The following is a 5,510-nucleotide window of genomic DNA, read 5'->3' on the forward strand; positions in this document are numbered from 1 at the left end:
GACCCGCAACCGGGCGAGCGGATCGCCGACATGTTCTGCGGCCTGGGGAATTTCACCTTGCCGATTGCTCGGTCGGGGGCTGCCGTGGTCGGTGTCGAAGGCAGTGCCGGGCTGGTGGCGCGCGGGCGAGAGAGCGCGGTCTCGAATGGTCTGGCGGAGCGCGTTGAGTTTGGCGTTGCCAACCTGTTCGAATGTTCCGAGCAATCGCTGGCGGCGCTAGGGCGCTTTGACAAGATGCTGATCGACCCGCCGCGCGAGGGGGCGGTTGAGTTGGTCAGGGCGCTGGGAAAAGATGCGCCGTGGCGCATTGTCTACGTCTCCTGCAATCCCGGTACGCTGGCCCGCGATGCGGCGGTACTGGTCACGGAGAAGGGCTACCGTTTCGTCTCGGCCGGTGCCGTGAACATGTTCCCGCATACCGCCCACGTCGAGTCGATTGCCGTTTTCGAACGGCCTTGATGAGACGGGTTTTCTAGACGTCAAAAAGGCGGCCGCGGCCGCCTTTTGCTATCGATCCCGCGAAGCTTAGTCGCGCTCGCCGGTGAAGGCCATGATCAACTGCAGCAGGCCGACGAAAACATTGTAAACGTCGAGATAGACGGCGAGGGTCGCGCTGACGTAATTGGTTTCGCCACCTTGGACGATGCGGCTGATGTCGTACAGGATGTAGGCGGAGAAGATGCCGACGACAGCGACGGCAATGGTCAGCGACAAGGCTGGAATCTGGAAGAAGATGTTGGCGACGGCGGCGAGCAGGACAACGATCATGCCGACGAAGAGGAACTTGCCCATGCCGGAGAAATCCCGCTTGCTGACGGCAGCGACGGTCGACATCGTGAAGAAGACCGCGCCCGTGCCACCGGCGGCCATGGCAATCATCGAGCCGCCGTTGGAGAAGCCGAGGGCGACTTGCAGGATGCGCGACAGCATGAGACCCATGAAGAAGGTGAAACCGAGGAGCAGGGCGACGCCCAGTCCGCTGTCCTTGTTCTTCTCGATGCCCCACATGAAGCCCATGGCAACGCCCATGAAGAGCAGGAACGACATAAAAGGGCTGCCCGCCAGGAAGCTGAATTGCATCTGGATGCCGACCAGTGCGCCAATGACCGTCGGTACCATGGAAAGACCGAGCAGCATGTAGGTGTTGCGCAGAACGCGGTTTTGCTGCAGTGCTAGCCCAGCAGAGCCTTGGTTGGCAATCTCGAAGTTGGTGGTCATGCGGGAAGCTCCCTTGTGTTATTGCGACAAACGTTAAGACTAACGGAGCCGGAGCGAAGTTTCAATTAATCCTGTGCGCTTTTGTGTCAGATTGTACCGGTGGCGACTGTGTTATCATGCGCGCCTTCCGGGTCTGTGGGAGAGTGGTTTAATCCAGCGGTCTTGAAAACCGCCGACGTGAAAGCGTCCGTGAGTTCGAATCTCACCGGACCCGCCAGGAACAGCAACGGCCCCCTCGGGGCCGTTTTTGCTTTCTGCATTATTTTGGTTTTGACCGTTTTTTCCGGTTGACCGTGGGAATGCAGGAAAAGCCTGAGTGGTAGCCCGTCAGGCTTCACAGATCCAGGAATTCACCCACTTCGTCCGAGCGCGCCATGGTGTCGGCGTAACCCAGATCAATCAAAGCCCGCGTGTAGGGCTTTTCGAACAGCAGGTAGCTGGTCAGCGTGCCGTTGCGGCGGTTCATGCCGCCAATCCCGCCGAGCATCATGCGCATGGCCCAGGGCAGGGCGCCGGCATGTTCGGCGGCGATGCGCTCAAGACGTTCGGAAGGCGAAATAATCAGAGCTTTGATCGGACGCAGGGGGATTTCATGGTTTTCCCTGACGCCGGGCGGGATGGCGGAGAGGGTTCGGTTAATCCGCTGCATGCGCTCGATATCGACCGCCAGGCTATCGAGAAAGATGCTGGATAGCGCGTGGCCGGCAATTTGGGCCAACGACGGGTGGCTGTCGACCCGGCGACGTTCCTGATGTTCGTTCTTGCGTCCGGCGCCGACGATGAGCACCCGCTCGGCGCCGAGGTGGATGGCCGGGGAAATGGGGGCCAGCTGACGCATCGAGCCATCGCCGAAAAATTCGCGGTGAATCTTGGTGGCCGGAAAGATGAAGGGAATGGCGCTCGAGGCGAGCAGGTGGTCGACGCCGATTTCGGCGCGGATGCCGATGCGCTGCACGCGATGCCAGGGCTGGGCATCCGCATGGCCTTGAAAGAAATTGATGTTGTCGCCGGATTCGTAGCCGGATGCGGAAATGCTCAGGGCGTGCAGCGCGCCGTTGGCGATTGAGCGTTCGATGCCGTGGAAATCGAGGTGGCGACTGAGCAATTCGCGTAGCGGCGAGTTGTCGAGGAGTGAGCGCGGCCGGCTGCGAATCAGCCAACCCAGCGTCAGCGTGGTCATCCAGTGCGCTCCCGAGACGCCGAGGCCGAACGGGTCGGCGCGGTAGATGTCGCCGGCGTGCATGTTGCGCCAGAAGCTGGCCAGCACGGCAACGGCCTTGCCAAAATTGTCGGCCAGGCAGGCAATGCCGGCTGCGTTGATGGCGCCGGCCGAGGTGCCGCACAGGATGGGGAAAGGGTTTTTTCGGCGGTTGTTGGAGAGTTTGGCAACCGCGAGCAGGACGCCGACCTGATAGGCCGCCCGGGCACCACCTCCGGTCAGGACCAGCGCGGTCTTGGCTGAGTTTGCCGGGGGCGGGCTCATGCTGGCCTGGTGTTCGGTCGGTGTGATGCTTGCCTGGGCTGGCTGGCTTTCTTGTTGTTCATCTCCTCCCTCCGTGCGCATGCCATCAATGTGCTTGCTGTATTACGGCAGTATAGGGGGAGAATTTTTTCCGCTCAATCCAGCTTGGTGCGCAGTGCGTCGGCCCAGCAGTTGGGCGTTTCGTAAAGCCGGACCTGTTCAAGCCGGAGATGGTTGCCGTAAGTGTCCCGGTACACTGCATCGAGGCGCTCGAAAGCGATGCGGGCGAGATTCTCGGCGGTCGGCACGCGGTCGAGGATCACGGTCTTGTGGCCAGGCAGGGCGGCAAGAAAATCAACAATCGCCTTGTCGCCTGCGTAGGCGAGGAAGGCGTGATCCCATTCATTGACCAGATGGACGTTGGCCAGATCCTTGACCTGCGAGAAGTCCATCACCATGCCGTTGGCTGCATCGCCAGCCTTGTCGATGACGCTGCCCGACAAGGTGATTTCAAGGGCGTAACGGTGCCCGTGCAGGTGGCGGCACTGGCTTTTGTGGTCGGGAATGCGGTGCCCGGCATCGAATTCGAGACGGCGGGTAATCAACATGGGCATTTTGCTCAACAAGGCGGTCGCGGATTATACAATGCGCCATGCTCTCCACAGATGACCACCGTCGCGACAGTGCCGGCCTACGCTATGTTTACCCCGTCATTTCGCGCCGGGCCGGCGGGGTGTCGATCGGCATCAACCTCAATCCCAATAACGCCTGCAACTGGGCCTGTGTCTATTGCCAGGTTGATAACCTGACGCGTGGCGGGCCGCCGCCGATCGACCTCAATTGCCTGGAACGGGAGCTGGCCGGCTTTCTTGACGATGCGCTGAGCGGTGACTTTATGCAACGACAAGTGCCGCCCGAGGCGCGGCGGTTGATGGATGTGGCTTTTTCCGGCAACGGTGAGCCGACTAGTGCCGGCGCGTTTTCTGAGGCGGTCGGCGTGGTCGGGAAAGTGCTTGAACGCTTTGGCCAAAAGGGCCGGTTAATGGTGCGCCTGATCACCAACGGCAGCCTCATGCATCGCACTGAAGTGCAGTCGGGAATTCGTCATCTAGCCGAACTGGGCGGCGAAGTTTGGTTCAAGGTGGATCGCGCTACGGCCGACGAGGTTGCCGAAATTAACGGCGTTCCGTGGAAAATGGCAAAAACGTCAAAAAATATCGAAATTTGTGCATCGCTAGCGTCGACTTGGATACAGACCTGCTGGTTTGCGCTCGATGGCCTTGCGCCCTCGGCGGCATCGCGAACGGCCTATTGCGAATTGCTGCGTCCGCTCGCCGGAAAACTGGCCGGCATCCACCTCTATGGACTGGCGAGGCCATCTCTACAACCCGCTGCACCACGCCTGAGCGCCTTGCCCGCACAGGCATTGCTCGATTTTGCCGGGCAGATAGAAAAGGAAACGGGCATCCGGGTTATTGTTTCCCCGTGATGCCCGTTGCTACGGTCGACGCCCTTTTCTGGGCAAAAATCAGGCCGCTTTTTTGGCGTGAGCGCGAGCCGACTTCTTCAGGGACTTGAACAGTTCCGGTTCCTGAGCCTTCAAATATTCAACCACTTCCATATCGTCACGCTTGATGCTCTTGATGTCGATTTGTTCGACATGCACCAGGCGGAGCAATTCACGCACCGGCTTCGGCATGTTGCGACCGCTTTCGTAGCGGGAGCCGCCACTCTGCGTCACGCCGAGGGTAGACCAGAATTGTTGCTGGTTGAGGCCAAGTTTGCGACGGATTTCACGAGCGTCGATTTTCTCGATGGTTTTAACGGTAGACATCATTCAATCTCCATACGCTAGTGGAATAGGGTTACCTAAGCATCCTAGCGATATATGACTTAGGTGATATGACCAAGTGTATAGGCGGTTATGACATTCCGCAAGTGCTAATGCCGATAAATTTATCAAATACGCGTAATCGTTTGTGTCGATTGATGCTCTTGCTATAGTCTTTCGACCTTATGCGAGACGAGAAGTGCCGTTGGTCTTTCCGAATCCGGGAGGATGCTCTAAGATCGACCGACCAATTAATGCCGAGTGCGGGAGAGCGCAATGCAGGTCCGGGAAATACTTCGAGTCAAGGGTGCTACGCTGTACACAGCAGCGCCGCAACAGTCTCTGGCTTTCGCCATCGATAGCATGGCCGGTCTTGATGTCGGCTCTCTGGTCGTCATGGATGGCGGCAAGATGGTCGGCATGCTGACTTTTCGCGAAGTTCTCATGGCGCTCAAGGGCAAGGCGGCGACCGCCGAACAGCTGACGGTCGGCGACGTGATGGTGACTAACCCGGTGACTGCTTTCCCGGATATGGAAGCCAACGACTTGCGTCGGTTGATGATCGACAAGCGCTCGCGCTATTTGCCGGTCATCGAAGACGACACCCTCATGGGCGTTATCTCATTCCTCGATGTGGCCAAGGCGGTTCTTGAAGAGCAGAGTTTTGAGAACAAAATGTTGAAAAGCTACATCAAGAACTGGCCAACGGATCAGCAGGAAGCCTGAGTTTCAAACGAACAAAAGGCAGCTTCGGCTGCCTTTTGTTCGTTTACGGCTAGCGGCTGTCCCAGCCGTAGCGTTTGGTTCTTTGCCAGCGGTTGTCGGGTTGCTGGCGCAGATTTGGCGCCGGGCTTGTGCTTCCCTTGTGCGCCGGTGGCCGGGTCGAGGGTTTTGCTGCGGTCGACGGTGTGGGAGGGGGCTTTTTGCTCGGCATGGTAAACTCCTCGTTCCATATTAGAGCGCTGCTTCCATGTCCGGCAATACTTTTGGCACCCTGTT

Annotated in this window: 8 protein-coding genes and 1 tRNA gene; 4 read left to right on the plus strand and 5 right to left on the minus strand. The window is 58.9% G+C overall.

Going from position 1 to position 5,510, the window contains the following annotated elements:
* The coding region (locus ADADOO_RS03545; protein ID WP_511275071.1) for a methyltransferase domain-containing protein at positions 1 to 459 on the plus strand (459 nt) is incomplete at its 5' end.
* 66 nt (positions 460 to 525) lie between these two features.
* Here ADADOO_RS03545 and ADADOO_RS03550 read toward each other — a convergent pair.
* Positions 526 to 1,218: a Bax inhibitor-1/YccA family protein gene (locus ADADOO_RS03550; protein ID WP_511275073.1), complete on the minus strand. Its 693-nt coding sequence runs from the start codon at positions 1,216 to 1,218 to the stop codon at positions 526 to 528.
* 129 nt (positions 1,219 to 1,347) lie between these two features.
* Here ADADOO_RS03550 and ADADOO_RS03555 point away from each other — a divergent pair.
* Positions 1,348 to 1,435, plus strand: a tRNA-Ser gene (locus tag ADADOO_RS03555).
* 117 nt (positions 1,436 to 1,552) lie between these two features.
* Here the strand turns inward: ADADOO_RS03555 and ADADOO_RS03560 are convergent.
* Positions 1,553 to 2,701, minus strand: coding sequence for a patatin-like phospholipase family protein (locus ADADOO_RS03560; RefSeq protein WP_511275075.1), 1,149 nt, complete (start codon positions 2,699 to 2,701; stop codon positions 1,553 to 1,555).
* Between the two features lie 134 nt (positions 2,702 to 2,835).
* Positions 2,836 to 3,288: a 6-carboxytetrahydropterin synthase QueD gene (queD, locus tag ADADOO_RS03565; RefSeq protein ID WP_511275077.1), complete on the minus strand. Its 453-nt coding sequence runs from the start codon at positions 3,286 to 3,288 to the stop codon at positions 2,836 to 2,838.
* 44 nt (positions 3,289 to 3,332) lie between these two features.
* Here queD and ADADOO_RS03570 point away from each other — a divergent pair, with 44 nt between their 5' ends.
* Positions 3,333 to 4,169, plus strand: coding sequence for a radical SAM protein (locus tag ADADOO_RS03570; RefSeq protein WP_511275079.1), 837 nt, complete (start codon positions 3,333 to 3,335; stop codon positions 4,167 to 4,169).
* A 39-nt stretch (positions 4,170 to 4,208) separates the two neighbouring features.
* Here the strand turns inward: ADADOO_RS03570 and ADADOO_RS03575 are convergent, their stop codons facing one another.
* Positions 4,209 to 4,514 carry a helix-turn-helix domain-containing protein gene (locus ADADOO_RS03575; protein WP_511275080.1) on the minus strand — a complete coding sequence of 102 codons (306 nt, stop codon included), beginning with the start codon at positions 4,512 to 4,514 and terminating at the stop codon, positions 4,209 to 4,211.
* A 273-nt stretch (positions 4,515 to 4,787) separates the two neighbouring features.
* Here ADADOO_RS03575 and ADADOO_RS03580 point away from each other — a divergent pair, with 273 nt between their 5' ends.
* Positions 4,788 to 5,237: a CBS domain-containing protein gene (locus ADADOO_RS03580; RefSeq protein ID WP_511275082.1), complete on the plus strand. Its 450-nt coding sequence runs from the start codon at positions 4,788 to 4,790 to the stop codon at positions 5,235 to 5,237.
* Here the strand turns inward: ADADOO_RS03580 and ADADOO_RS03585 are convergent.
* Positions 5,222 to 5,510 (minus strand): hypothetical protein (locus ADADOO_RS03585; protein WP_511275084.1); only part of this gene is annotated, 289 nt, incomplete at its 5' end. The two genes, ADADOO_RS03580 and ADADOO_RS03585, sit on opposite strands and share 16 nt — an antisense overlap.

Source organism: Azonexus sp., assembly GCF_036170495.1.
Taxonomy (GTDB): domain Bacteria; phylum Pseudomonadota; class Gammaproteobacteria; order Burkholderiales; family Rhodocyclaceae; genus Azonexus.

What these genes read in the sequence shown, in the direction of transcription:
- ADADOO_RS03580 (WP_511275082.1), top strand. Translation starts at nt 4,788, where the DNA reads ATGCAGGTCCGGGAAATACTTCGAGTCAAGGGTGCTACGCTGTACACA.
- ADADOO_RS03560 (WP_511275075.1), bottom strand. Translation starts at nt 2,701, where the DNA reads ATGAGCCCGCCCCCGGCAAACTCAGCCAAGACCGCGCTGGTCCTGACC.
- ADADOO_RS03575 (WP_511275080.1), bottom strand. Translation starts at nt 4,514, where the DNA reads ATGTCTACCGTTAAAACCATCGAGAAAATCGACGCTCGTGAAATCCGT.
- ADADOO_RS03570 (WP_511275079.1), top strand. Translation starts at nt 3,333, where the DNA reads ATGCTCTCCACAGATGACCACCGTCGCGACAGTGCCGGCCTACGCTAT.
- queD (WP_511275077.1), bottom strand. Translation starts at nt 3,288, where the DNA reads ATGTTGATTACCCGCCGTCTCGAATTCGATGCCGGGCACCGCATTCCC.
- ADADOO_RS03550 (WP_511275073.1), bottom strand. Translation starts at nt 1,218, where the DNA reads ATGACCACCAACTTCGAGATTGCCAACCAAGGCTCTGCTGGGCTAGCA.